Origin of the sequence: Paracoccus sp. AK26 (genome assembly GCF_011801365.1) — a bacterium.
In the GTDB taxonomy this organism is placed as follows: Bacteria; Pseudomonadota; Alphaproteobacteria; order Rhodobacterales; family Rhodobacteraceae; genus Paracoccus; species Paracoccus aerius.
On sequence record NZ_CP041044.1, the window covers coordinates 138,748 to 162,283 of the forward strand.

Here is a 23,536-nt window from a genome sequence, read left to right on the forward strand (position 1 = left end):
ATCAGCAGCCGGGCGGTGGGGTGATCAGGCCAGCTCCGAATATCGCGTCCTGGCCCTCAGGTCCCAGATCGCGAGCATTGCCGCGTAGCAAGTTGCGCAACTGGGCTGAAGACAACGAGGGATCGCGGCTCCACAACAGTGCCGCCGCCGCGGTCACGAACGGTGCGGCATAGGAGGTCCCGGTCTTGGTTCGTGCCCCCCTGATCGAGGCAGCGGTCCAGACATTCACCCCCGGCGCGGCCAGGTCGATATACTGACCCCGATTGGCGCGGCGATAGACTTGGCCCCGCCGGTCAACAGCCGTAACGGCCAGCACTGCGTCATAGGCCGCCGGAAAGGCTGGTGCGGCTTGGGGGCCATAATTCCCTGCCGCCGCGATCAGCAAGATACCATCATGCGCCATCCGCGCAATTTGCCGGGCAAGCGCCTCGTTGGGCGGCCCGGCCAGCGACAGGTTGACGATGCGCACCTCTTGGGTCGCAAGGTAGTCCAGCGCCTCAATCAGGGCAAAAGCATCGGCGCGTTGATCGGCGCCGACCTTCTGGAAGGCATCCACTGCGATCAGTTCCGCCTCCGGCACCAAGCCAGGGCTGCGGCTGTCCCGATTTCCCACCAGCAGCGACGCCACTGCCGTACCATGCAGCAGATCTGATGGTGGGGCCTCGGTTTCGATGCGGTGGACACGGACGCGGGCATCGGAAAGCGCAACGTGGTCGGCATTCAGCCCCGTATCAACCATGCCGATGCGCGGCATGGCCTTGCAGCCGGACAGGCTTACGGGCCAGCCGATCATGTCGCGGGCGAGGCAGTCGGACCCCTCGCAACGCGGGCCGCGTCCGGCCTGTTCGCTGCGATAGAAATGGTTGAAATCAGCCTCGGCCCCGTTTGCCAAGGCACGGACCCGGTCGCGGGCCTGGTCCATGGTCAGCGATGCGGGCTTCAGCAGCCGCACCAGGCTGTTGCCATCCGCAAGGGCCCGCTGCTGCAGGATGCGGAAGCCCTCCGCCTCCAGCGTGCTCAGGACGTTCTGGGCCACGCCCCGGGCCAGCACCTCGTTCTCGGCGCGGGCAGGCAGGGGCGTGGGCGCGGCAGGGGCGCGGCGGATGATCCGATCGTCGTCGTCATCATCGTCACCGTCGTCGCTGTCATCATCGTCGTCGCTCTCGTCATCGTCAGCATGGGCTGCTGCAACAAGGGACCAGCCGCTGCCGTTCAGGTGAGGATTGGTCGCAAGCGCCACTGCAATCATGGCAAGAAACAGGACCAGCCTGGGCATCGTCAAACCTTTCGATGACTTCGTTTCTGGACAACTACGCCGCAGGCCCGCAAATATTCCCCGGACAGACAGAAGATCCAAGAGGATGGCATGGACGCAGCTTTCGGCGAGGCCCTGATTCGGCTTCTGCCCAATCTTCGCCGCTATGCCATGTCGCTGGCCAGGCGCGCCGATCTGGCAGACGATCTGGTCCAGACGACGGTGGAACGGGCGATCCGGGCGTCTGAGAGCTATGATCCCTCCTCTCGGCTGGAGCCGTGGCTGTTCCGCATTACCCGTAATGCCTTCATCGATGTCACCCGCCGCCAGCGCACTCAGGGGATCGAGGTGGATGTGTTCGATATTCCAGAAGCTCTTGCCGACGATGGCAGGCGGGCCGTCGAAGCACGGCTGATGCTGCGCGCCACGCAGGAGGCGATGAAGGAGCTGCCCGCTGAACAGGCCGAGATCCTGCATCTGATCTGCGTCGAGGAGCTGAGCTATGCCGAGGCGGCTCAGGTTCTGGGCATTCCCAAGGGCACGGTGATGAGCCGCCTGTCACGCGCCCGGCTGGCTCTTGCCGACAAGTTGGGAATAAGATGATGCCCCATGCGTATGACATGGGAAACCCCGCGCGATAGGAGCCGGCCGTGCAGATCGACGACGAAACCCTGATGGCGCTTGCCGACGGCGAGCTGGACCAGGCCGCGGCCGCGCGTGTCTCGGCCGCCATCGCCGACGATCCCGAGGCCCAGGCCCGGCTGCGCCGGTTCACCGAAACCCGCGCGAGGCTGCGGGCCCTGACAGCCGAAACACAGGCGGCGCTGTCCGATGACGCACTGATTGGCCGCATCCGCGCGGCCAGCCTGGCACCTCAGGCGGCTTCTGTCGTGGCCACATCCGCTCGTTCCCCAGCCAACACGAACTGGGCCCCGCTTGTCGCACTGGCCGCCGCGCTGGCTGCAGCCGTGATCGGCATCGGCTGGTGGCAGATGGGCAGCGGCCCCGTAGGTTTGCCGCAGGCCGAGTTTGCGGCGCTCGACCGTCTGCCCTCGGGCGAGGCGGTGACGCTTGATGACGGCCGCGAACTGACGGTTATCGCGTCCTATCGCACGGCGGCGGGCGATTTCTGCCGCGAGTACGAGACTGTGCAAGGAACTGCCCTGACGGTCGGCGTGGCGTGCCGCCAAGACGGTGCCTGGCAGCAGCAGTTCGCCAGCGACCTGACAGCCACCGAAGGCTATGTCCCCGCATCTGGCGATATCGCGGCCCTGGATGACTGGTTGGCGCAAACCGGCGCGGGCGAGCCGCTGACCCTTGAAGACGAGGCCACCGCGCTGTCGACGGAATAAAGCTGCTCCTCGGCCCGTAATCCTGCAAAACAAGCAGGAGACGATGCCGTGACTATTGCAACAAGATCCACCCTGCCGGCGGGGATTTTTTCTTATCGCCATGTCGTCACCGCGACACTTGCGGGGGCGGCGATCTGGGCGGGGCTTCTGCTGCCGGGCGACCTGGACCGTGATGCGCGGCTGGCGCTGATCGCGGTCGCAGTGGCGATCCTGGGTTGGGTCGGCACCCGCCTGCCCGAGTCCGTGGTGGCGCTGGCTGTTGTGCTGGGGCTTGTCCTGCCTGGCACCCTGTCCGAAGAAACCCTGTTCTCTGCCCTGGGCAGTGAGCTGATCTGGTTGCTGCTGGCAGCTTTTGTGATCGCCGCCGTGCTGAAGGAAGCGGACTTGACGGAACGGTTGATCGCGCCCTTGTTGCAGCGCCCGCTGCGCTTTGACGTGCTGGCCGTTGGCCTGACGCTTGCGGTGGCGGCAACGGCTTTCATCTTGCCCTCAACCTCGGGACGGGCAGCGTTGTTGATGCCGGTTTTTCTGACGCTGGCGACGGCAATGCCCGACACGCGCCTGATCAAGCCTTTGGCGCTGATCTTTCCGACCGTGATCCTGCTGTCGGCGGGCGGATCCCTGATTGGCGCGGGCGCGCATCTGTTGGCTGCCGAAAGCATCCGCAAGACCACGGGGCTTGAGATCGGCTATCTGGACTGGGCGCTTTTGGGACTGCCATTCGCCCTGATCGCCAGCCTTGCCGGAACAGGTCTGATCCTTGCTTTCTTCGCGCCGCACGAATTGCGGACCTGCCGGATCACGGCCACCCCCAGGGTACCTGTGGTGCCGGAATTGGCGGCACGGCAGCGGCGCATCTGCATGGCGCTGGCTGTCTTGGTAGGGCTTTGGCTGTCGGCAAGCTGGCATGGCATCGGCATGGCAACGGTTGCGCTGATCGGCGCCCTGGTGCTGCTGACCCCGCCCTTCACTTCGCACAAGCCCAACGATCTGTTCCGCGCCGTGGATGTCGAACTGCTGCTCTATATGACAGCGACCGTGCTGCTGGCGCAGGCGATGACCCAAAGTGGGGCGGACCGGTGGCTGGCGGATCACGCATTGTCGATGCTGCCCGAATACATGGCTGGCAATCTGCAGGCGGTGGTCGTGCTGTTGTCTTTGGTCGCTGTTCTGGCGCATCTGGTGATCGCCTCCCGTTCGGCTCGGGCGGCGGTTCTGATCCCGGCGGTGGCCCTGCCAATGGCTGGACTGGGCCATGATGCGGCCCTTCTGATCCTTGTTGCGGTGATGGGCACGGGCTTTTGCCAGACCCTGACCGCCTCCGCCAAGCCGGTCGCGATCTTTGCCAACGCGAGCATCGAGACTTTCGGACAGCGTGATCTGCTTCGGCTGGCAGTGCCGCTGATGCCGGTGGTGATGGCCTTGCTGGTCGGCTTTGCGCTATCGCTTTGGCCGGCACAACTGACAGCGATACGCGGGGAAGCCCCTGCGGAGGTCCCGACCCCGCTTGTCCTGCCCGCCCTGCCCCCAACCCTGCCGCAACCCCCAGCCGCCCTGAAGCACGCCACCTTGACCTTGGCGAAGAGCGCCCGACCCGAGCAAAAGCCCCGGATCACGGTGCAAGCGCCTGCCCGGCAGACGCCCTCCCACCGCACTGGTTCAAATCTGCGCCGCGCGGAAACCGAACTGAACCGGTTGGCACGGCATCTGGGCCTGCGTGTCATGTTCCGCTGACCGACACGATGCTGCGGCAAAAAACATACATCCGTCGGGAATAGTCAGGACGCTGTCCCGTAAACACTTCACAGAACGGGAAAAGGACAAGACCAATGACCCTCACCATCCTGATCGCCCCTTCGGGTTTCAAGGAGTCGCTTTCGGTCAACGACGTGACCTGCGCCATTGCCGAAGGTGTGAGACGCGCGATGCCGGACGCCTGTATCCTGTCGGCACCCATGGTCGATGGCGGCGAAGGCACCACCAAGGCCCTGGTTGAGGCAACGGGCGGGCGGCTGCATCATGCCACCGTGACCGGTCCGGTGGGTGATCCGGTTCCTGGCTTTTGGGGTGAGTTGGGTGGTGCTGGCCCTCGCACTGCAGTGATCGAGATGGCCGCAGCCGCCGGTCTTTCACTGGTTCCGCGCGACCGCCGGGATCCGACCCTGACAACCAGTCGGGGCGTCGGCGAACTGATCCTCCGGGCCCTTGATGAGGGCGCTGAGCGCATCCTGATCGGCTGCGGCGACAGCGGCATCAATGACGGCGGCGCGGGCATGGCTTGCGCCTTGGGCGCGCGACTTTTTGACAAGGCGGGCCGCGAACTGCCTGAAGGCGGCGGCGCGCTGGGGAGGCTGTCTCAGATCGACCTTGCGGGCCTGGATCCCCGGCTGGCGCATGTCAGGATTGACGCGGCCGTGAACTGGCACAACACGCTGTTGGGTCCGAAGGGTGTCGCCCGCGTGTTTGGCCCGCAGAAGGGTGCCACCCCCGATCAAGTCCATCTGCTGGACCGCGCAATGGAAACCTGGGCCAAGCAGATCTGGGTCGCCACCGGCAAAAACGTGGGATCGCTGCCCGGCGCGGGCGCATCGGGCGGATTGGGGGCGGGACTTGTAGCCTTTGCAGGTGCCAGTCTGCATCCGCGCTTTGACATCATGCGCGAATACCTGGACTTCGAGCGGCTGCTGGACCGCGCCGACCTGGTCATCACGGCCGAAGGATCGCTGGACGGGCAAAGCCCCTATGGCAAGGTTCCCTGCGAGGTCGGGCGCATTGCCGCCGCGCGGGGCATTCCGACAATTGCGCTTGCAGGCACCATTGGCCAAGGCGCAAGCGAGACATTCCAGCACGGCATCGCGGCCTTCGCCTCCATCGTCAAGCGACCCTGTACCTTGGAGGAGGCGATCAGGATGGGCGACAAGCTGCTGCGCCGCGCGGCCGAAGACACGATGAGGATGCTGCAGGTCGGCCAGCGGCTGGCCCTGCGCTGATCCCTGTTACCTGACTTCAGGACTTCCAGCCATGCACAGCATGGCGGTTGGCCGCTGCTGCATTTGGGCGGCGCAGCGCGGCAATCAATTATCCACGCCCTTACAGGAGAAACCGACATGGCAATCTATCGTGGAAACGACGGGGACAACCGCTACAACGGGACGAAGCTGGCCGATCTCGTTTATGGCGGCTCGGGTGATGACCGGCTGTATGGCAATGGCGGCAATGACACCATCCATGGCGGCGAAGGCAACGACTCGCTGTGGGGCGGGTTCGGCAACAACGTTCTTTGGGGTGGATCGGGCAACGATGCCATCTGGGCCGGGGCTGGCCACGACCGCATTGACGCAGGCGAAGGCAACGACATCGTCCACGCGGGCGCAGGCAACAACATTGTCAGTCTGGGCGAGGGCAATGATGTCGTCGTGACCTTGGGCGGTCACGACACGCTGAACGGCGGCGAAGGCAATGATCGCATGACGGCCGGGGCAGGCAATGACATCCTGCGTGGCGGGGAAGGCAACGACGTCATGCTGGGCCAAGCAGGCGCAGACACCCTGATCGGCGGCGAGGGTGACGACATCCTGAACGGCGGGTCCGGTAATGATCGGCTGACGGGCGGCGAGGGTGCGGACCGCTTTGTCTTCAACGGCGGCCTGGACCGGATCACCGATTTCGAGAATGGCGATGACACCATAGACCTGTCGGCCTTCGCCCGGTTCACCAACTTCGCCAGCATCCGCGCCGCGGCCAGCCAGAGTGGCTCCGATGTCATCATCAAGGCAGGCGACCATCGGTTGGTGATCGAGGATATCCGCCTGAACCAGTTGGACAGTGATGATTTCCTCTGGTGAGAAATACAACCGGGCCAGGTTCAAGGCCCGGTTTTTCTCCTACCGCAGCCCTGTCATGGATCTGCAGAACCGCGCTTTCCGCCGATGGGCCGGGGTCGTCTTTCAGCCAAGCACAGATCTTCTAACCAACGCGCTCTTGAGTGATGGCGGAGGATGGTCTGAAAGCCCCACCTGACCAGCACGGATCCTACTTTGCGCCTACACCAGCTTAGGGTCAGTCGGGTATTATGGAATACGATCCTGTAGCCTTCTTGCAGGCTCCGTGGGGTGTGACTTGCTCACGGGATGGGCGCTCGTGGCCAGCAGGGCCATGTTCACGGTGGCATGCAGCTGCCGTGTCTCTGCCCCAAGCTGTGATCGGGCTACTCCTTCAAGCGGCAACAGGCGCTCTTTCTCAGCTTTCACGCCCTTCTGCTTGAGCGACGCTGTCTAGTCGGCAGCGAAACAGCAGAAGAGGCCGTCCCCACCCGTGCCCTGCAACGCAAGGATATTGCAGCCATGAGAGGTATGGGGGAATTTCGCGACTTCGCCGCTATAAATTCGTCCCGCCTCAATTGGTCATGGTGGCCTACCAAGGCCGAACCTTCGCTTCCGCCCGGAGGAACGATGCTCTGCTGCGACAGTTGCTTCTCGAAATGGGAAAGGAGCTGAAGATGTCCGATAAAGACAAAAGCATGAAAGAGGATCTGGAGAAGGATCAGACCACGCGTCCTTCGCTGAAAAAGGGCGACCAACCCATCAAGCCATCTGGCACCGCACGCCAGCCTACGTTCGACCGCAACACCGGCCGTGGTTCCGCCAGCGACGATCCAACCGAGTAGCGCCGCAGCGTCACCTTCTGCTGCCGCGAGATGTTCATCAAAGCTGGGTACAGGTGACCCGGAGCGGGAAGATGCGCCTTTGAGGCACTCGATATGGGTAGTGCGCTGCCAACAAAGGTTATCGATGAGGTGTTCAGCTATGCGCTTGGGCTTGACGGTCAGAGCGGTACTGGAAAGAACGGGGCAGCAGAGATGATGCCAAAAAGGAAGCCCTATGAAATTCCGTTTCCCCGTTGTCATCATCGATGAAGACTTTCGGTCCGAAAACACGTCGGGGCTGGGCATTCGCGGCTTGGCCGAGGCCATCGAGGCTGAGGGTTTCGAGGTGTTGGGTGCGACCAGCTATGGCGACCTGTCAAAATTTGCCCAGCAGCAAAGCCGTGCAAGCGCCTTCGTATTGTCAATCGACGACGAGGAATTCAGCCCCGGCCCCGACCTTGACCCAGCCGTGGTGAACCTGCGGTCGTTTATTGAGGAAGTACGGTGGAAGAACGCCGACGTGCCGATCTTCCTGCATGGCGAAACAAAAACCAGCCGGCATCTGCCCAATGACATCCTGCGCGAGTTGCACGGCTTCATCCACATGTTCGAAGATACGCCGGAATTCGTGGCCAAGCACATCATTCGCGAAGCCAAGAGCTATTTGGAAGGCATTCAGCCGCCCTTCTTCAAGGCGCTCTTGGATTATGCCGAGGACGGTTCCTATTCGTGGCACTGTCCGGGCCATTCAGGCGGTGTGGCCTTCCTGAAATCTCCCATCGGACAAATGTATCACCAGTTCTACGGTGAGAACATGCTGCGGGCCGACGTCTGCAACGCGGTTGAGGAACTGGGCCAGCTTCTGGACCACAACGGCGCCATTGGCGCATCCGAACGCAATGCCGCGCGGATCTTCAATGCGGACCACTGCTTCTTCGTGACCAACGGCACCTCGACTTCGAACAAGATGGTCTGGCATCATACGGTCGCACCCGGCGATGTTGTCGTGGTGGACCGCAACTGCCACAAGTCCATCTTGCACGCGATCATCATGACCGGGGCGATCCCTGTCTTTCTGCGGCCTACCCGCAACCATTGGGGCATCATCGGCCCCATCGCCCATGCCGAATTCGAACCCGATTCCATCCGCGCCAAGATCCGTGCGAACCCCTTGCTTGAGGGTGTCGATGCCGATGCCGTCAGGCCTCGCATGATGACGCTCACGCAATCGACCTACGATGGCGTCCTCTACAATACCGAGGAGATCAAGCGGATGCTTGACGGTTATGTCGAGAACCTGCATTTCGATGAAGCTTGGATCCCGCATGCGGCATTCCATCCTTTCTACGGCACCTATCATGCCATGGGTCGCAAGCGCGACCGCACTAGGCACGCCGTGACCTATGCGACGCAGTCGATCCACAAGCTCCTGGCAGGGATAAGCCAGGCCAGCCACGTCCTGGTTCAGGATTCTGAAGAAACGAAACTGGATCGGCACCTCTTCAATGAATCCTACCTGATGCACACGTCGACCAGTCCGCAGTATTCGATCATCGCGAGCTGCGACGTGGCCGCCGCAATGATGGAACCGCCGGGCGGCACCGCGCTTGTCGAGGAGTCGATCCTGGAAGCCTTGGATTTCCGCCGGGCCATGCGCAAGGTCGATACCGAATTTGGCGAAGACGACTGGTGGTTCGAGGTCTGGGGACCGGAAGCGCTCGAGGAAGAAGGCATTGGCCGTACCAAAGATTGGGTGCTGCGTCGCACCGACAGCGAAGGCGTGCAGCGCGACGGTGAAGACAGCTGGCACGGATTTGGCGACATGGCGCCGGGCTTCAACATGCTGGACCCGATCAAGGCGACCATCATTACCCCCGGCCTGGACATCGAAGGGCGCTTCGATACCATCGGCATTCCGGCCTCAATCGTATCGAAATACCTAGCCGAGCATGGCGTCGTGGTCGAGAAGACAGGTCTCTACAGCTTCTTTATCCTGTTCACCATCGGCATCACGAAGGGGCGTTGGAACACGCTGGTCGCGGCCCTTCAGCAGTTCAAGGATGATTACGACCGCAACCAGCCCTTGTGGCGCGTGATGCCGGAATTCTGCGCCAAGCATCCGCGCTACGACGGCATGGGTCTGCGCGATCTCAGTCAGCACGTTCACGCGCTCTATGCGAAATACGATGTGGCGCGTTTGTCGACGGAAATCTATCTGTCGGACCATCATCCGGCAATGACGCCGTCCGAGGCGTTCTCGCACATCGCGCGGCGCAAGACGCAGAGAGTGGCAATCGACGACCTGCAAGGACGGATCACGACCAGCCTCGTGACCCCCTATCCGCCCGGGATCCCGCTCTTGATCCCCGGCGAGACGTTCAATGCCAAGATCGTGGACTACTTGCGCTTCAACCGTGAATTCGCGCGCGAATGCCCCGGCTTCGAAACCGACATCCATGGCCTGGTTATGGAAACCAATTCGGAAGGCACGGTCTGTTATTATGCAGATTGTGTTGCCTCATGAACCTGGCAAGCAGCTATGGCCCGGCATCACTGAACAATGACTTGATGATAGTCGCTCTCTGTCGTCCCAGCGGCCATCCGTAGGTCGATGCCGCTGCAGATGGCCAAGCTGTCGTTGATCAGGGTGATCTTCTGGTGATGACAGGCGCCGATCGGGTGGCGACCGTCGGAAGGAAAGATAGATCTGGTCGAGCGACATCAGCTTGACATGAAGCGGCCGCAAGGGGCCACTCAGCACGATCAGGGCGCCCCCGCTCCATTTCAGCAGGAAGATGTTCAATCCTTCGCCGGTGGACCAAGGCATCCACAAACAGACCAGGCTTGATGGAAAAGCCGTCTGGCGCTAGCCCCTCATTATCGCTTTCGCCGGGCAGCATCTCGACTTGGAAGCCGAGATCCCAAGCCAATTATCATGTCTGAGCTGCGGTCGCAGTGAGGCTGAAAATCCCCCTCTCCCGACTGTTCAGATTTTCCAATTTACTCTGACTTCACGCGTCTTGCAGGCGATTTCCACACCAATGCCGCTTTCAATCCGTGTGTCCACCAAGTGACTTATCAACGATGGGATGTCTGTACTTACTTATCGAGGTAACCTTCAATGCTGCCTTTCCATAGAACATGTGAGCGTGGCGCCAAGCATCAAACTCTTCACCAGACAGACCATATCGGCTGAGTGCCTCATCGCGGGTGATCAACCCCTGGTTCACGGCTAAAACAACAGTCTGCTTCCGACTGGCCACCCACCGTGTGTCCGCATCCGGAAGGTCGGTGAGGCTAAGGAGTTGCCCAGCAGGTTTGGCAGTTCGGGAGGCCGGTGGCTTCTTGACAAGCATGGCAATCCTTTACTGTGGATTTTGAAATAGTCAGTGCAAACAACCTAAGGATCAAAGGGTTGGTCGTGCATCCCCTATGTTAGTATATTCTCGCTGGTTCAGAAACCTGACCTTCCGTATAGGTTAAGCGCCCGGTTGGCTTTCCAGGCGCACTTGATCCAGATTGTCTTGCTTCCGAGCGGAGCGCCCGCTCGGCAACACCAGAGCCATCAGGGCAGGGCCGCGGCAACCAGTCCGAACATGATGATAGCGGCGAGGAACATGACGGCAGCGGTAGCCAGGAAGTTGACCATCGGGCGATCTTTGCTCAGCAGGGTTATCGGCCTCGGAACCGCCACGGAGGAGCCTTTCAGAGATTCACTCATCTGCAGCGGAAGATGCAGTTGCCTCAGCAAGTCTCACTCCATTGCCGCCGTTCAAAGCATCTCATGACAACCGGCGCAGGAAGTGAGGCCAAAGCTGAATACCCTAACTGCAGGCTAGCTTGCCATTGCTGTCAAGCTCTCCCCGGAACCGAACATCAACTGCGAGATTTATCTCCATAAGCTGGCAGTTGGCATTGCGGTGTGCCTCCGTCATGCTTCAGCGGGAGGGCGAGATTGTGCGAGGCTTCTGTTTTCCTTTGGTGACCGCGAGCATGGTTTCGATAGCGGCTCCTTCGGTTCACGCCGATCAGAACCTAGGAGAGGTTATCGGCACCATTGCAAGAACCGTCCTGGAACAACAGCAAGCCGCACATGAGCAGGCCCTCTGGGCCGGGGTGGTTGAGAACGGGTCGGCGGCTGCCTATCGGCAATACCTGGACGCCTATCCCCAAGGACCGAACGCAAAAAGCGCACGGGAACAACTGGCCAAGCTGGAGGCCGCCGCCGCCGCGACGAACCGCGCTGCTCAGGCTGAGGCCGCACTTGCTCTGACGCAGGCCGATCGTGTGGCCATTCAGCGGCGGCTTGATGCACTTGGCTTCTACAAAACCAGCATCGATGGTGTTTTCGGCGCCGGGACAAGGCGATCTATAGCGGCATGGCAGGAGTCCAGAAAACTCCCAAGCACTGGCTACCTGAACGCCGAACAGCTGCGACTGCTGCTTGGCCGTGCTGGGTCGACGCCGGCTCCCGCGCCCCCTGTTGTGGACAATCCCGTCACTTCGGCCGCACAAGCAGAACTCAACCTTGGCCTGACCCGGCCTCAGCGGGTGCAGATACAGCGCGATCTGATTGCCTTGGGCTACGATACCAATGGGGCGGACGGCTTGTTTGGTGCAGGTACCCGTGAGGCAATCAGAGCCTGGCAGCGCAATACGGGTCAGCGCGCAACGGGATATGTGACGGCGGCGCAAGTAGGCGCCCTTCGCTCTGACGCTGAAGCTCGCGGTTCAGAGGCGCTAGGAGGCCGAGCAGCAGCCATAGATGAGGATTTGTTGGGATTGACGCGGAGCGAGCGGGCCGAGATCCAGCAACGGCTTATCGGACTGGGCTACCTGAAGGGTCAGGCCGATGGTGTTTTCGGGGCATCGACGCGGAACGCCATCAGCCGCTGGCAGGGTGACAATGGCCTGGACGAGAGCGGGTATCTCACGGCGGAACAGGTTAGAACGCTGCGGGAGCAGGTTCGCCGCTAGCTGAGGTTTGCACGCTGAGCCGTCACAGCTGTGCCGGATGGTTCAGTCGAGACGCCACAGGCAATGTTCTCGATGCCAAGCGAACCGCCAAAATAGCGTCTAGGCTGAGAGTAACGGCAAGAAAGTAAGCAGAGTGAAACATGCGTTGAGGCTGGCTGTCGTTGAGGGCAGATCCATGGGTCTCCGGTGGATTGATATCGGCCGCGCCACCTGAAGCTGCCATTGCCCGCAAGGATGTATCACCCAGCAAGGCAACCTCGGCCATCAAGGCCTAGGTCAAATTCAAGCCGCCGTCCGACAACAAGATTTCCCCTGTGATGTAATCCGTCCTGATCAGCATCATGACTGCCTGAGCAATGTCCTCTGGCCGCGCTGCCCGCTTCATGGGGGCCTGAGCTTTCCACAACGCTTGCGCCTCGATCCAGTCGGCTGTCAGGGGCGTGTCAACCAGACCGGGCGCGACCGCGTTCACTCTGATCTCGGGCCCCAGCGATCGAGCAAGAAGACGCGTTACATGATTGAGGGCTGCCTTGGCGGCCGCATAAGGGATCGATCCTCCCTTTGGTCGCACACCGGCATGCGAGCTGATATTGATGACACAAGCCCTGCCTTTCCTATGAGCCGACTTTCGCAGATGCTTCTCGCTCAGCGCGATAAGCTGGAAAGGAGCGATGACGTTGACCTCATACTGCGCTCGCCAGATGTCGGGACTGGCCGCTGCAAGATCGTCATGCGGGATCAGCCCGCTGATCCCGGCATTGTTAACCAGAACATCCAGCTTTCCGGCTATGTCGGCGGCCTCGGAGATGAGGCGGACCCTCTCCACCTCCTGGGAAAGGTCGGCCTGGATGTAGGCCGCGAAACCAAGTTCCGCAGCAAGCGCCATGCCCTTTTCTTGTGACCTGCCTGAATGCAGGATCACGAACAGGCCTTCGTCGACAAGCCGACGCGCAATAGCCGCCCCTATGCCAGATGTGGACCCGGTTACCAAAGCAACCTGCCGATTGGTCGCAGTCCGGTTCATCATCTCTCCCATGCTCTTCTACTGTGATTGACGGCCACAGAACCGCTGTTGTAGCACCTCCCTCCCGCAGCGGAAGCTCTGCCCCTTCAGCCGGATTGTGTCGAGGTGCAGGTCCCTTGTGAAAACGTCGCGCGGCTGCAGGCCTGGGGGGCGGATGACATGGCTGTGAGGCAGGCGGCCACGATTGCCTCTTGTCCAACTACCCACCAAGCAGCCGCTATCCGCAACATGGCGCAGGTATGCAAGACAATCGAGCAACCCTTTACAACGTCCGACGTTTGCATCTGGCACTCAAGAGGAGATCAGCCATGTCCATTGACAAGCAGACCAGCCGCGAACCGGCCCAGGACCGTAGGAATGTTGCCGGCGGTCAGGCCCACGACGTGCGCTACGAAGCCGAGAAGATGGGTGTCTCGAAGGACGAGGTCCGTGACGCCGTCAAATCGGAAGGCAACCGCCGCAAGAAGGTCGAGGACAAGCTTGGTGGATGAGGACCCCGAGTTCCTGTCCCGCAAAGCCATCAGAGCCATCGCCGTCGAGGCGACGATCAACCACTACCAGATCGTGATCACCGCCGAGGACATGGCGGAAATCCTGATGGAGCAGTGCGATCCTGCCGACCCTTGCTACCAGCGTGCGGCCGAGCGTCTGATCGCGTTCCAGGAAGGCAAAGCCGAGGGAGAGACGGCACGGGAAGCCTTCATCGACGCACTGGAAAGTGCCGGCATCTTTTATCGGGATGAGTGAAGCAGGGAGAAGCGCGGCCGCCCGGTCAGTCCCGACCATTTCCAGCCACCCAGGTATCAGGCCTTCAGGAAGGCTCTGCCAGAGGCATTAACGATCACCGGTCTGAAAACAGCTTGCTGGTGAACACCGCGGTCTCCGGTATGCCCTTCGGCCCCAAGGACGACACCCGGCGGAGCGATCAGGATGCAGATGTCTGCCAAAGAAACGTTCGCTTGAACCAGCCCCATGAATGCGTTGTGAATTGACCAGCTTGCTGGCTCTTGCGATCTTTTCCGTTCCCGGATTGCCATACTGGCTGGTGCCGAGCTGCAATAGCTTCACGCTAGACCAAGCAGCACCAGAGCAATACCGCCCGCAGCCCAGTAGGGAAACCAACGGCAACAGCCTCTTACTCGGAGACCTTCTTCACGAACTGCGACTTGAGTCCCATCTGGCCAATACCCGGGATCTTGCAATCAATATCGTGATCTCCCGCCACAAGGCGAATACCGCGTACCTTTGTACCCACCTTGACTGTGGATGAAGAACCCTTCACCCGCAGATCCTTGATCACGGTGACAGTGTCGCCGTCGCGTAGAATGTTCCCAACGCTGTCGCGGACCTCAGGCTCATTGTCCTCCGTCGCATCCGCCTGCCATTCATGGCCGCATTCCGGACACACCAGAAGGGCGTCCATCGGGTAAGCGTAGGTGGAGGAGCATGCGGGGCACGGCGGCAGCGTTTCGGTCATGCCGAACTATAGAACTGGTCTGCTCAGGAAGCCAGAGACTGCACAGGTCGTGGGAATGTGCCGGTGTCAGAACTCCTCATTCCCGCCATAGCTTACTCTGCCTGAGCATTAGCCCGAACCCGGTGGGGTAACCTGGAAGATGGCATCGGCCATGCCTACCTCTATAGAGGAACTGACACATGGAGGTTACGACATGGGCGACATCACCGGCCGGATCGAAGCGCTGAACGCGCGTGTCACGCGGCATTCGAGGATCAGCTCGCGGAGCTTCTGAAGCGCCCCTCGGCAAGCGCCGAGGAGATCGCCGCTATCAAGAAGGAAAAGCTCGAGATCAAGGACGAGCTTGCCGTTCTGGAGCGCGAGGCCGCCGAGGCCTGAGGCCATGCCCGCGCCGGCACCTGCCGGCGCAGCTTCCAGAAAACAAGGCCCCCGGTGATTGCCGGGGGCCTTTCTCTTTCATTGGCATTGGTGTGGACCCCTCGGGCGGGACCACTTCCCGACACTGGAATCAGCCGCCTTCTGGCAAATAGAGGTTCGAACTCCCCAGGAGAACCAAGCGTGTGTGCGCCTTCTTCGAGCCGCAGGTCTCCGTCCACGGCCTCCAGATGCCGCGAAGAAGGACAGCGACTGGTTCTAACCAAAGGCAAACGAGTGCAGTGACTTGCGCTTCCTCCCCAGGTCGGACTTCTGGCCGTCTTCCGGGAAGGTGATGGCAAACCTTCGGTGTCTGACAGCCCAGAACAGCCTGCCTGTGAGGACTTGCAGAGCGGTTGTTGTCACCCAGTTAAAATGTCGCCTCGTAGACCATTTAGAAATGTCGCATGGGCTTGGAGCGATAAGCCGATCGCGCCTACTCTCCAGCAAAAGAGGTGTAGGGACGGGACCGGCGAGCGCGCTGATGGTGGCAGGTCCCTTATCAAGGGCTGAGCTTGCGAGGGCGCGACCTCGACGCGCTGTTTCTTCTGCGCGATGATGACGGGGGCTTGCGGACACCCGCCGGCGGGTGCCTTCTTGGGACTGGTGCCACGGCAGCGGTTGAGGGACAGACGTGACCGACAAGCAGACGGACCGGTTCAAGACGCTTCTTCTGTCCGTTGCCCTTGCGGGCCTGGTGGCGGGGCTTGCCTTGCACCTTGTCGGCCGTGCCGATCTGGCGGGGCTGGCCTGGACTGCGGGCGTGCTGCCGGTCCTGGCTGCCCTGCTGGTCGAAATCCTGCGCAGCCTTGCGCGGGGCGAGGTCGGCCTCGACATCGTGGCGGCGCTGTCAATGTCGGCAGCCCTGGTCTTCGGTGAGACGCTGGCCGCCGCCGTGGTTGCGGTGATGTATTCGGGCGGCACCTTCCTGGAAAGCTTTGCCGAAGGCCGCGCCCGGCGCGAGATGCGCGACCTGCTGTCTCGCGTGCCCCGCGCAGCCACCCGCCACCGCAATGGCGGGCTGGAGGACGTGGCCTTGGACGACATCCGCCCCGGCGACCGCCTGCTGATCCGCCAGGGTGACGTGGTGCCGGTGGACGGTCAGGTCGCCTCGGCCACGGCCTTCCTCGATACGTCGGCGCTGACGGGCGAGTCCCTGCCCGTCCGCCTTGAGGCAGGTGCCGAAGCGATGAGCGGATCCACCAACGCGGGCGATGCCTTTGACCTGATCGCCACGCACGAGGCCCGAGACAGCACCTATGCCGGCATCGTCCGCCTGGTCGAGCAGGCGCAGCGGTCCCGCGCGCCCATGGCCCGGCTGGCCGATCGCTGGTCGCTGGGCTTTCTGGCCGTGACGCTTCTGATCGCCGGGGCGGCTTGGTGGTTCACCGGCGATCCGATCCGCGCAGTAGCCGTGCTGGTGGTGGCGACCCCCTGCCCGCTGATCCTGGCCGTGCCCGTAGCCTTGGTCGCGGGCCTGTCGCGGGCTGCCCATTTCGCCGTGCTCGTGAAGGGTGCCAAACCGCTGGAGGCGATGGCCCGCGTTCGCACGCTGATCTTCGACAAGACCGGCACGCTGACCGACGGTCGCCCCCGGATCGTGACCGTCGACACCGCAGAGGGGATGGCCGAGGACGAGATCCTGCGCCTCGCGGCAGCAGCAGATCAGGCAACCAAGCACCCGGTGGCGCAGGCCATCGTCGCGGCCGCCAAGGCCCGCGGCATGACGCTGCCCGTTCCCCACGACACGGTCGAAATCCCAGGCGAAGGCGTCATCGCCATCGTCGAGGGGCGGCAGGTCGTCGTGGGAGGCTACGGCTTCGTGGCTGGACAGGTAGGTCACGAGGGCGATCCTCCGGATTTGGCAGCGGGCTCGGTCATGGTGGCGGTTGCGGTGGATGACCGGATGGCGGGGCACCTCGTGATGTCAGACCCCTTGCGGGACGGCGCGGGCGACATGCTGTCGGGCCTGCGCCGCCAGGGGATCGAACGCATTCTGCTCGCCACCGGCGACCGAGCCGAGGTCGCCCGCCGCATGACCGAGGGCCTGGGCCTCGACGGCATCCGCGCCGGCCTCACGCCGGACGAGAAGGTCCTTCTGGTCCTGACCGAGCACAAGCACGGCCCGGTCATGATGGTGGGCGACGGCGTCAACGACGCCCCGGCCCTGGCTGCGGCCGACGTGGGCGTGGCCATGGGCGCGCGCGGCGCCGCCGCCAGTGCCGAGGCCGCCGACGTGGTGCTGCTGGTGGACCGCCTTGATCGCATCAGAACGGGGATCGAGATCGCCCGCCGCTCGCGCCGCATTGCTCTTGAAAGCGTTGTGGCGGGCATCGGCCTGTCGGTCTTGGGCATGATCGCCGCTGCCTTGGGCTACCTGACCCCCGTGCAAGGCGCCCTGATCCAGGAAGCGATCGACGTGGCGGTCATCCTCAACGCCCTGCGCGCCTTGCGCATCCAACCCACCCAGGCCCGCACGGCCCCGTCGGGCGATGAACCGCACCAGGAAGGAGCCCTTGCATGAGCCGCCTGTCCCATTTGGAAATCCACATGGTTCATCGCATCGGCTGGCTGCGTGCGGCGGTGCTGGGGGCCAATGACGGGATCCTCTCCACCTCCAGCCTGGTGGTGGGCGTGGCGACCGCCGGGACTGGCCGGACCGAAGTGCTGGTTGCAGCACTGGCAGGACTCGTCGCGGGCGCCATGTCGATGGCGGCAGGCGAATATGTCTCGGTCAGTTCGCAGACCGATGCCGAGAACGCCGATCTCGACAAGGAGCGCAAGGAACTGGCCGAGATGCCCGAGGCAGAGCTTGAGGAACTGACGCGGATCTATCAGGAGCGCGGTCTGACGCGCGACCTGGCGCAGCAGGTGGCGGCGCAACTGACAGCACAGGATGCGCTCGGCGCTCATGCCCGCGATGAGTTGGGGATTTCCGAGACGGTGACCTCTCATCCGGTGCAGGCGGCGGTCGTCTCGGCCCTGACCTTCGCGGCAGGCGCAGTCGTGCCGCTGATCGTGGCGCTGCTGGCGCCGCCTGCGCAGATCGTCGTGTTCGTGGTCGTCGCTACGCTGCTGGCCTTAGCCGTGCTGGGTGGCCTCGGCGCCTCCGCAGGCGGCGCCGGTATCCTTCGCGGCGCGATGCGGGTGACGCTGTGGGGCGTTCTTGCCATGGGCGCGACAGCTGTCGTGGGGACGCTCTTCGGCGTTACGGTCGGGTGAGGGAGCAGCTTGCGTCGGGGGAGGTTCCCGGCCCCGTCTCACAATCTGGCCTCGGCTGCCGCGCTCGCGGTTTTTGCCGCGTCACGATGACTTGGCCCCGGGCAACCGACCGGCAATCAGGCTGGTCTTCTATCCTTTCTACTCCTCCCGAAACCTGTCTCGCAGCAGGTGCTTCTCGATCTCCAGGACCACCAGCGACAGCACGCCGATGACGATGATGACGATCCCGTCCAGCAGAGTCAGGGGACGGGATTCGAAGATCCGGTTCATGACCGGCAGATAGGTGAAGGCCAGTTGCCCGACCACGACCACGGCGATGGCACCCAGCACCGGGCCGGTGCCCTTGACGCCCGTCAGCGTGAACGAGGTCATGTGCAGATAGCGGATGTTGAACAGATAGAAGATCTCCAGCACCACCAGCGTGTTGACAACCATCGTGCGCGCCACCTCGATGTCGCGGCCCTGACCCAGGGTCCAGAAGAACACGGCCAGCGAAATCGCCATAAAGATCACCGATACCAGGATGATGCGCCATACCGTGAAGGGGGTCAGAAGCCCGGCCCCCGACTTGCGTGGCCTGCGCGCCATCACCCCCGGTTCGGACGGCTCGAAGGCCAGAACCAGGCCCAGCGTCGCGGCCAGAAGCAGGTTCACCCACAGGATCTGCACGGGCGTCATTGGCAGGGCGAAGTTCAGAAGGATCGCCATGATCACCGTCAGCGCCTCGCCGCCATTGGTGGGCAGGGTCCAGGCGATGACCTTGCGGATGTTGTCGTGAACGGTGCGACCTTCATGGACCGCCGCCACGATGGACGCGAAGTTGTCGTCCATCAGCACGATCTCGGCCGCTTCCTTGGCGGCCTCGGTGCCCTTGATGCCCATGGCGATGCCGACATCGGCCTGCTTCAGGGAGGGCGCGTCGTTCACCCCGTCACCGGTCATCGCGACGACATTACCGCGCGATTGCAGGGCGCGGACGATGCGCAGCTTGTGTTCGGGGCTGGTGCGGGCAAAGACCTGGGTTCGGGCGACGGCATCGGCAAAACCGCTGTCGGGGATTGCGTCCAGGTCCTTGCCGGTCAACACCTGCGGGTCGGGCGCAAGGCCAAGCTGGCGTGCGATGGCGGTGGCAGTTTCGGCATGGTCGCCGGTGATCATCCGCACGTCGATGCCTGCGCGGTGACACTCGGCAATGGCCGCGACCGCCTCTGGCCGTGGCGGGTCGATGAAGCCGGTGAGGCCCAGGAAGGTCAGCCCGCTCTCGACATCGGGAAAGTCGATCCTGGTGGTGCCGTCGGGCATGGGCTTCGTCGCGTAACCCAGCACGCGTTCGCCCTCGCGCCCGGTTTCGGCGATGCGGTCGGACCAATAGGTGTGATCCAGCACCTGCGTTCCCGCCTCCGAGGCCTGCCGGGCGCACATCGCCAGGATCCGTTCCGGCGCGCCCTTGACCAGCATCACCCGCCCCTGCTCTGGCATATCGTGCAGGGTCGCCATGAAGCGATGCTGGGCATCAAAGGGAATGGCGTCCAGCCGCCTTGCGGCGCGCTCGGTCGCTGGGTCGAGGCCCGCCTTCATCGCGGCGGCAATCAACGCGCCCTCCATCGGGTCGCCCTCGACCTTCCAGGTGCCAGGGTTCAGTTCGGCGTCGTTGCACAAAAGCCCGGCCCGCAGCAGCCCGCGCGCAGTGGGTTCAGGGGTGAAGTCATGGCCGGTCGGGTCATAGCCGGCGCCCTGGACCACGCTCACGCCATCGGCTGTCACCACACGCCCCACGGTCATCTCGTTCCGGGTCAGGGTGCCGGTCTTGTCGGAGCAGATGATCGAGGTCGCACCCAGTGTTTCCACCGCGGGCAGCCGACGGATCACCGCGCGACGGGCGGCCATGCGCTGCACGCCGATGGCCAGCGTGATGGTGATGACGGCGGGCAGGCCTTCGGGGACCAGGCCCACAGCAAGCGCCACGACCGCCATCAGCGCGTCGTCCCAGGCATAGCCGCGCAGCGAGACCGCAAAGGCAAAGATCAGCGCCGCGCCCACGAAGGCCAACAGTGTGAAGCGATGAGCGAATGCGTTGATCTGGCGCAGCAGCGGTGTGGTCAGGGGCTCGACCTCGTGCAGCAGGGTGCTGATGCGGCCGATCTGGGTCCGGGTGCCGGTGGCAGTGACGGCGCCGCTGCCCTGGCCCGCCGAGACAAGCGTGCCGGAAAACGCCATGGGGCGCCGGTCGCCCAGGGCTGCCCCGGCCGCGACCGGATCGACGCCCTTGGTCGACGCCACGGATTCCCCTGTCAGGATCGCCTCATCCACCAGGAGGTTGCGGGCAGAGATCAGGCGCAGGTCGGCGGGCACGCGGTCGCCCGCCTCGATCAGCACCACGTCGCCGGGCACGAGGTCTGCCATGCCGACGCTGATCCGCCGCCCGTCGCGCAAGACGCTGGCTTGGGGCGCGATCATGTCGCGTATGGCATTCAGCGCGCTTTCGGCCTTGCCTTCCTGCAGGAAGCCCACGATCGCGTTAACGATCACCACGGCTAGGATCACGCCGGCATCGACATAATGACCCAGGGCTGCTGCAGCCCCTGCCCCCGCCAGCATGAAATAGATCAGCGCATTGTTGAACTGCGCCAGCAACCGCAGGATCGCTGGTCGCGGCTTTGCTCCGGGCAGGCTGTTGGGGCCGTGGCGAGACAGTCGGGCGGCAGCCTCGGATGAGGACAGTCCGGTGGCGGTGGCGTCCAGGGCGGTCAGGACTTCGGAAGCAGGACGGGCGTAGGCGTCGGCAAGGTCGCTGGGGTTCGTCATCGGGTAATCGTTGTTCCTTGCAGGGGCTATGCGGATCCGGGGCCGGGCGTCGGGATGCAGCTCCACATAGCCTGCCGTGACAGTCCGATGGACGGCAGCGGTCCGTTACGGCTTGTGGATCAGGCAGCCTTGCGGATTGCCGGCGCTGCGTCGCGTATGGCGCGGGCAAATCGGTTGCCTTCTTCCTGGACCACGTCCAGCAGCTTGCTGGCATAGTCAGTCTGGAGGGCGGCTGCGTCCATGGGCAGGGTAACTTGGGCCATGTTGCGCAAGCATTCGGCCCGAAGCTCTGCCATTCGTGCCATCGTCAGAAGCGCTTCCCGCCATAGCAGTTCTTGCATCCGTATCGGCCAGAGAAGAACGTCGGGCAGGGTTAATCCCGGAACATCCGGCAGGGCGGCCGTTTCCGGCTTCGCATTCTTGTCGTCCTTCATGTCCGTGATCCTGTCTGATGAAATCTGGATGGTAAGGCCATGGTCCGGCATCAAACCTTGATTCAGGTCAAGATTACCCGATGCTGGACCCGGTAAGGATAACCCGCAAATCCCTGAACCGCCAAGGACCGAGATGCCCGACCAGACCGCCTTCCTTGCGCCGCCTGCGATGATGCCCCCGGCCGACCAGGACGCGACGTTGGGCCTTGCCGCGTTCCAGGCGATGGACCGGATGCGAGAGGCGCTTGGCGGTCACCTGACGGGCGGCATCTCGCCGGGGTCGCTGGCGCTTGCTGGCTTTGACTGGGCGTTCCACCTGGCCCAGGCCCCAGGCAAGCGGGCCGAGCTTTTGTGGAAGGCGGGCCGCAAGACTAGCCGGCTGATGACTTGGCTTCTGTCCTCGGCCATGGACCCGAAGACGCCGCCTGCGATCCGTCCCCTGCCGGGTGACGCCCGCTTTCGCCACGAGGGCTGGCAGCAGCTGCCCTTTGCCGCCTTGGCCCAGGCCTTTCTGCTGGGACAGCAATGGCTGCACAACGTCACCCGCGAGGTGCCGGGTGTGATGAAGCACCACGAGGATGTGGTGTCCTTTGTCGCAAAGCAGTGGCTGGATGTGTTCTCGCCCTCGAACAATCCCCTGACCAACCCCGAGGTGCTGGCCCGCACCTGGCAGACCGGCGGCATGAACCTGTGGCAGGGGTGGCAGAACTGGGCCGAGGATGCCCTGCGGCTGATGAACCACCAGCCGCCCCCGGGGGCCGAGGCGTTCCGCCCCGGCGAGACGGTGGCGGTGACGCCCGGCACCGTCGTCTTCCGCAACCATCTGATCGAGTTGATCCAGTATGCGCCCTCGACCGGGCAGGTTCGGCCCGAGCCGGTGCTGATCGTGCCCGCCTGGATCATGAAATACTACATCCTGGATTTGTCGCCGGAGAACTCGCTGATCCGCTGGCTGGTCAGCCAAGGCTTCACAGTTTTCGCGATTTCGTGGCGCAATCCGGGGCCTGAGGATCGCGACCTAACGCTGGAGGATTACCGCCGCGAGGGCGTGTTGGCCGCTCTTGATGCCGTGGAAGCCATCGTACCGGGGGCACGGGTTCATGCCACCGGCTATTGCCTGGGTGGCACGCTGCTGTCGATCGCGGCGGCCGCGATGGGGGCTGCGGCAGGGGACCGGCTGGCGTCCCTGACGCTGTTTGCCGCACAGGTCGATTTCACCGAACCCGGAGAACTGGCGCTGTTCATCGACCCCAGCCAGATGCACCTCCTCGACAGCATGATGTGGAACCGGGGCTATCTGTCGGACGACCAGATGGCGGGGGCGTTCCAGCTTCTGCGGTCGAACGACCTAGTCTGGTCGCGGGTGATCCATGACTATCTGATGGGGCAACGCCGCCCGATGACCGACCTGATGGCGTGGAATGCCGACAGCACCCGGATGCCCTGGCGGATGCATTCGGAATACCTGCAGCGCCTGTATCTGGACAACGAACTGGCCGCCGGACGCTTCATGGTGGACGGCCGTCCCGCCGCGCTGCAGAACATCCGCATCCCCGTCTTCGCCGTGGGCACCGAACGCGATCACGTCGCGCCCTGGACCTCGGTCTACAAGTTCCACCAGTTCACAGACACGGACGTGACCTTCGTGCTGACCTCGGGCGGGCACAACGCCGGGATCGTCAGCCCCCCGGGCCACCCTCGGCGTCATTACCGCATCGGCACGCGGCCTGATGACGGCGCGCTGATCTCGGCCCCTGACTGGCAGGCTGCGCATGATCCGGTCGAAGGATCCTGGTGGCCGGCCTGGGGCGACTGGCTTGCCGCGCAATCAGGGCCGCTGGACGCACCGCCCGCCTTGGGTGCGCCCGACAAGGGCCTTCCGCCGCTGGCGGACGCGCCGGGCAGCTATGTTTTCCAACGATAAGAGGACC

23 protein-coding genes are annotated in these 23,536 nt (G+C 63.3%); 14 read left to right on the forward strand and 9 right to left on the reverse strand.

Annotated features, from left to right (window positions below):
• Position 1: 1 nt before the first annotated feature.
• Positions 2-1,276, reverse strand: a complete 1,275-nt coding sequence (locus FIU66_RS15605) for a S8 family serine peptidase (RefSeq protein ID WP_167623811.1) — start codon at positions 1,274-1,276, stop codon at positions 2-4.
• A gap of 90 nt (positions 1,277-1,366) precedes the next feature.
• On the opposite strand from FIU66_RS15605, the gene FIU66_RS15610 reads away from it, so the two are divergent.
• The 7 genes from FIU66_RS15610 to FIU66_RS15640 all read left to right on the forward strand — a co-directional run bounded on the left by FIU66_RS15610 (position 1,367) and on the right by FIU66_RS15640 (position 9,776).
• The gene (locus FIU66_RS15610) at positions 1,367-1,858 is read left to right on the forward strand and encodes an RNA polymerase sigma factor (protein WP_167623813.1); all 492 of its coding nucleotides are present in this window, start codon (positions 1,367-1,369) and stop codon (positions 1,856-1,858) included.
• A 47-nt stretch (positions 1,859-1,905) separates the two neighbouring features.
• Positions 1,906-2,607: a hypothetical protein gene (locus FIU66_RS15615; protein WP_167623815.1), complete on the forward strand. Its 702-nt coding sequence runs from the start codon at positions 1,906-1,908 to the stop codon at positions 2,605-2,607.
• 48 nt (positions 2,608-2,655) lie between these two features.
• Positions 2,656-4,341: an SLC13 family permease gene (locus FIU66_RS15620; RefSeq protein WP_167623816.1), complete on the forward strand. Its 1,686-nt coding sequence runs from the start codon at positions 2,656-2,658 to the stop codon at positions 4,339-4,341.
• A gap of 95 nt (positions 4,342-4,436) precedes the next feature.
• A complete protein-coding gene (locus FIU66_RS15625) occupies positions 4,437-5,597 on the forward strand; it encodes a glycerate kinase (RefSeq protein WP_167623818.1) in 1,161 nt (386 codons plus the stop codon).
• Positions 5,598-5,714: 117 nt separating this feature from the next.
• Positions 5,715-6,452 carry a calcium-binding protein gene (locus FIU66_RS18215; RefSeq protein WP_167623820.1) on the forward strand — a complete coding sequence of 246 codons (738 nt, stop codon included), beginning with the start codon at positions 5,715-5,717 and terminating at the stop codon, positions 6,450-6,452.
• Between the two features lie 653 nt (positions 6,453-7,105).
• The gene (locus FIU66_RS15635; RefSeq protein ID WP_167623821.1) at positions 7,106-7,273 is read left to right on the forward strand and encodes a hypothetical protein; all 168 of its coding nucleotides are present in this window, start codon (positions 7,106-7,108) and stop codon (positions 7,271-7,273) included.
• A 214-nt stretch (positions 7,274-7,487) separates the two neighbouring features.
• Entirely contained in the window at positions 7,488-9,776 is a 2,289-nt protein-coding gene (locus FIU66_RS15640) for an arginine/lysine/ornithine decarboxylase (RefSeq protein ID WP_167623823.1), read from the forward strand.
• Between the two features lie 526 nt (positions 9,777-10,302).
• Here FIU66_RS15640 and FIU66_RS15645 read toward each other — a convergent pair.
• Together FIU66_RS15645 and FIU66_RS15650 are read right to left on the reverse strand one after the other, a co-directional pair.
• Complete coding sequence (locus FIU66_RS15645; protein WP_167623824.1) at positions 10,303-10,608, reverse strand: DUF1153 domain-containing protein; 306 nt, start codon at positions 10,606-10,608, stop codon at positions 10,303-10,305.
• 209 nt (positions 10,609-10,817) lie between these two features.
• Entirely contained in the window at positions 10,818-10,973 is a 156-nt protein-coding gene (locus tag FIU66_RS15650) for a hypothetical protein (RefSeq protein ID WP_167623826.1), read from the reverse strand.
• Between the two features lie 212 nt (positions 10,974-11,185).
• Here FIU66_RS15650 and FIU66_RS15655 point away from each other — a divergent pair, with 212 nt between their 5' ends.
• The gene (locus FIU66_RS15655; RefSeq protein WP_210254099.1) at positions 11,186-12,229 is read left to right on the forward strand and encodes a peptidoglycan-binding protein; all 1,044 of its coding nucleotides are present in this window, start codon (positions 11,186-11,188) and stop codon (positions 12,227-12,229) included.
• A gap of 22 nt (positions 12,230-12,251) precedes the next feature.
• Here the strand turns inward: FIU66_RS15655 and FIU66_RS15660 are convergent, their stop codons facing one another.
• Together FIU66_RS15660 and FIU66_RS15665 are read right to left on the reverse strand one after the other, a co-directional pair.
• Positions 12,252-12,494, reverse strand: coding sequence for a hypothetical protein (locus FIU66_RS15660; RefSeq protein WP_167623829.1), 243 nt, complete (start codon positions 12,492-12,494; stop codon positions 12,252-12,254).
• A 6-nt stretch (positions 12,495-12,500) separates the two neighbouring features.
• A complete protein-coding gene (locus FIU66_RS15665) occupies positions 12,501-13,256 on the reverse strand; it encodes an SDR family NAD(P)-dependent oxidoreductase (RefSeq protein WP_370528971.1) in 756 nt (251 codons plus the stop codon).
• A 305-nt stretch (positions 13,257-13,561) separates the two neighbouring features.
• Between FIU66_RS15665 and FIU66_RS15670 the strand changes: the two genes are divergently transcribed.
• Positions 13,562-13,744 (forward strand): DUF3606 domain-containing protein, encoded by a 183-nt coding sequence (locus FIU66_RS15670; RefSeq protein WP_167623831.1) that lies wholly within the window; start codon positions 13,562-13,564, stop codon positions 13,742-13,744.
• On the forward strand, positions 13,737-14,000 hold the full coding sequence (locus tag FIU66_RS15675) for a DUF982 domain-containing protein (protein ID WP_167623833.1): 264 nt from the start codon (positions 13,737-13,739) through the stop codon (positions 13,998-14,000). Before FIU66_RS15670 ends, FIU66_RS15675 begins: the two co-directional genes overlap by 8 nt.
• 56 nt (positions 14,001-14,056) lie before the next feature.
• Here the strand turns inward: FIU66_RS15675 and FIU66_RS15680 are convergent, their stop codons facing one another.
• Both FIU66_RS15680 and FIU66_RS15685 read right to left on the reverse strand, forming a co-directional pair.
• Positions 14,057-14,227 carry a hypothetical protein gene (locus FIU66_RS15680; protein ID WP_167623835.1) on the reverse strand — a complete coding sequence of 57 codons (171 nt, stop codon included), beginning with the start codon at positions 14,225-14,227 and terminating at the stop codon, positions 14,057-14,059.
• Positions 14,228-14,388: 161 nt separating this feature from the next.
• Positions 14,389-14,730, reverse strand: coding sequence for a zinc ribbon domain-containing protein YjdM (locus FIU66_RS15685; protein WP_167623837.1), 342 nt, complete (start codon positions 14,728-14,730; stop codon positions 14,389-14,391).
• A 270-nt stretch (positions 14,731-15,000) separates the two neighbouring features.
• Between FIU66_RS15685 and FIU66_RS18330 the strand changes: the two genes are divergently transcribed.
• The 3 genes from FIU66_RS18330 to FIU66_RS15700 all read left to right on the forward strand — a co-directional run bounded on the left by FIU66_RS18330 (position 15,001) and on the right by FIU66_RS15700 (position 18,366).
• The gene (locus FIU66_RS18330; protein WP_370528973.1) at positions 15,001-15,108 is read left to right on the forward strand and encodes a DUF465 domain-containing protein; all 108 of its coding nucleotides are present in this window, start codon (positions 15,001-15,003) and stop codon (positions 15,106-15,108) included.
• A 670-nt stretch (positions 15,109-15,778) separates the two neighbouring features.
• The gene (locus FIU66_RS15695; protein WP_167623838.1) at positions 15,779-17,668 is read left to right on the forward strand and encodes a heavy metal translocating P-type ATPase; all 1,890 of its coding nucleotides are present in this window, start codon (positions 15,779-15,781) and stop codon (positions 17,666-17,668) included.
• Positions 17,665-18,366: a VIT family protein gene (locus FIU66_RS15700; protein ID WP_167623839.1), complete on the forward strand. Its 702-nt coding sequence runs from the start codon at positions 17,665-17,667 to the stop codon at positions 18,364-18,366. The genes FIU66_RS15695 and FIU66_RS15700 overlap by 4 nt, the downstream gene beginning before the upstream one ends.
• Before the next feature lie 138 nt (positions 18,367-18,504).
• Here the strand turns inward: FIU66_RS15700 and FIU66_RS15705 are convergent, their stop codons facing one another.
• On the reverse strand, positions 18,505-21,171 hold the full coding sequence (locus FIU66_RS15705; protein ID WP_167623840.1) for a cation-transporting P-type ATPase: 2,667 nt from the start codon (positions 21,169-21,171) through the stop codon (positions 18,505-18,507).
• A gap of 119 nt (positions 21,172-21,290) precedes the next feature.
• On the reverse strand, positions 21,291-21,605 hold the full coding sequence (locus FIU66_RS15710) for a hypothetical protein (RefSeq protein WP_167623841.1): 315 nt from the start codon (positions 21,603-21,605) through the stop codon (positions 21,291-21,293).
• Positions 21,606-21,777: 172 nt separating this feature from the next.
• Here FIU66_RS15710 and FIU66_RS15715 point away from each other — a divergent pair, with 172 nt between their 5' ends.
• On the forward strand, positions 21,778-23,529 hold the full coding sequence (locus FIU66_RS15715) for an alpha/beta hydrolase (protein ID WP_255432425.1): 1,752 nt from the start codon (positions 21,778-21,780) through the stop codon (positions 23,527-23,529).
• Positions 23,530-23,536: the final 7 nt, after the last annotated feature.